Annotated in this window: 1 protein-coding gene; it reads left to right on the top strand. The window is 73.9% G+C overall.

Annotated features, from left to right (window positions below; translation table 11 throughout):
• Positions 1–18: 18 nt before the first annotated feature.
• Positions 19–1957 (top strand): condensation domain-containing protein (locus EAO76_RS44100; protein WP_262376294.1); only part of this gene is annotated, 1939 nt, incomplete at its 3' end.

Genomic DNA, 1957 nt, shown 5'->3' on the forward strand with positions numbered 1-1957 from the left:
CGCGAGGAGCGACAGCAGATGACCACGACACCCCGTCCGGACGACACCTCCGCCCCGCCCCCGGCGGCCTCCCGGGCCCCGAGCACCCCGAACGCCTCACGGGTCCAGCTCTCCGTCGGGCAGGAGGCCATGTGGGTCTCCTGGAAACTCGACCCCGGCCAGTGGACCCACATCATTCCGACCCCGTTCCGGGTGCGCGGCACGCTCGACGTGAACCGGCTCCGACTGGCCGTCGACACGCTCGGCGAGGCCCACCCCCAACTGTGCGCCCGGGTGGTCGAGACGCCCGACGGCCCGGCCGTCGACTGGGCGGACGCCCAGCCGATCCCCGTCGTCGAACACACCGTGAACGGTGGGATCGACGAGGAGACACGCCGTATCTGGCGGCGCCCCTTCGACCTGCGCCGCGGGCCGCTGGCCCGGGTCGACGTGCTGCACGGTCCGGGCTGGACCGTGCTGCTCCCCTCCGTCCACCACCTGGTCTTCGACGGAGCCTCGATCCTTCTCCTGCTCGACCGGCTGCGCAGCGCCTACGCCGGCGAGCCACTGGACGCAGCCGATCCCGCCGCCGTCCTCACCGCGTTCGCGGCCCGTTCCCGCGAACTGACCCACACACCCGCCGGTGACACCCACCGCGCCCACTGGCGCGAGGTGCTGGGCGGCGAACTGCCCGCCCTCGCCCTGCCCGGTTCCGTCGACGAGCCGGGCCACGCCGTCCTGGACACCGCGCTCGACCCCGGACTCGTCGCGCGGCTGCGCACCCGGGCCCAGGAACTCGGCATCTCCTACGTGACCGTGCTCTTCGGCGCCTACTTCGCCCTGCTGCGCCGGTACTGCGGTCAGGAGGACCTGCTGGCGTCCGTCCCCTTCCACGGACGCGTCGACCCTGCCACGCGCGAGACCGTCGGCTACTTCGTCAACGCCCTGCCCGTCCGGCAGCGGGTGCGGGGCGGGGACTCGTACGCCACGGTGTTCGCGTCCCTGCGCGGCACGCTGCGCGCCGCGATGACCCACGGCGAACTCCCGCTCCCGGCGATCCTGCGCGAAGCCGGGCTCACCGGCTGGGAATCCCGCGCCCGCACCCACGGAACGGTCTTCCAGTACTGGAACGCGGGCCTGCGGGCGGACGTGGACGTGCGGGACCTGAGGCTGCGCACGGACGGCGGCGCGTGCGCGCTGACCCTGCTCGCCATGGAGAGCAGCGCCGACTACACCCTCGCGGTCATGGTCCGTGAGGACAGCGGCGGTACGCACGTGCTGTGGAAGGACCCGGGCGGCGCGGTCGGCGCGACCCTGCTGCGGATGATGGCCGACGACTACACCCGGGTGCTGGAGGCCGTCGCCGACGACCCGGAAGCCGCCGTCGACGACTTCACCGACCCCGTCACGACGGCACACGGACCCGTGCGCGCATCCGGCATCGCCGAGTTGATCGGCAGCCATCCGGCCGTGCGGAGCGCCGTGGTGACACCCACCGGCGGGGGAGCCGAGCTCCACGCCCGGCTCACCGTCGACGTGTCCGTGAGCGCCGACGAAGCCCTCGCGCCGGTACGCGCCGAGTTCGGCGAACGGGCGCCCGTGATCCGGGTGGAGACGGTCCGCCGACCCGCTGCCGCGCCGGAGCCCGTACCCGCCGACGCGGTCACGCCGGCGGTCGCGGACATGGTGCGACTGTGGGAGGAGGTCCTCCGGGTCGACGGGATCGCGCCCGACGACTCGTTCTTCGAACTCGGCGGGCACTCGCTGCTCGCCGAATCGCTGGTGATCGCGGTCGGCGACGGTCTGGGCCGGGACGTGCCGCTGCGGGCCCTCTTCGAGTACCCGCGGCTACGGGACTTCGTCGCCCACCTCGATGCGGGGGCCGCCCCCGCGGCCCCCGCGGGAGACCCGGACCCGGCCGTACCGGATTCCGTACCGGAGGAAGTGCCGGAGCACGGGGAGGGGGAGGGTTCCGGGG

Source organism: Streptomyces sp. sk2.1, assembly GCF_008120935.1.
In the GTDB taxonomy this organism is placed as follows: Bacteria; Actinomycetota; Actinomycetes; order Streptomycetales; family Streptomycetaceae; genus Streptomyces.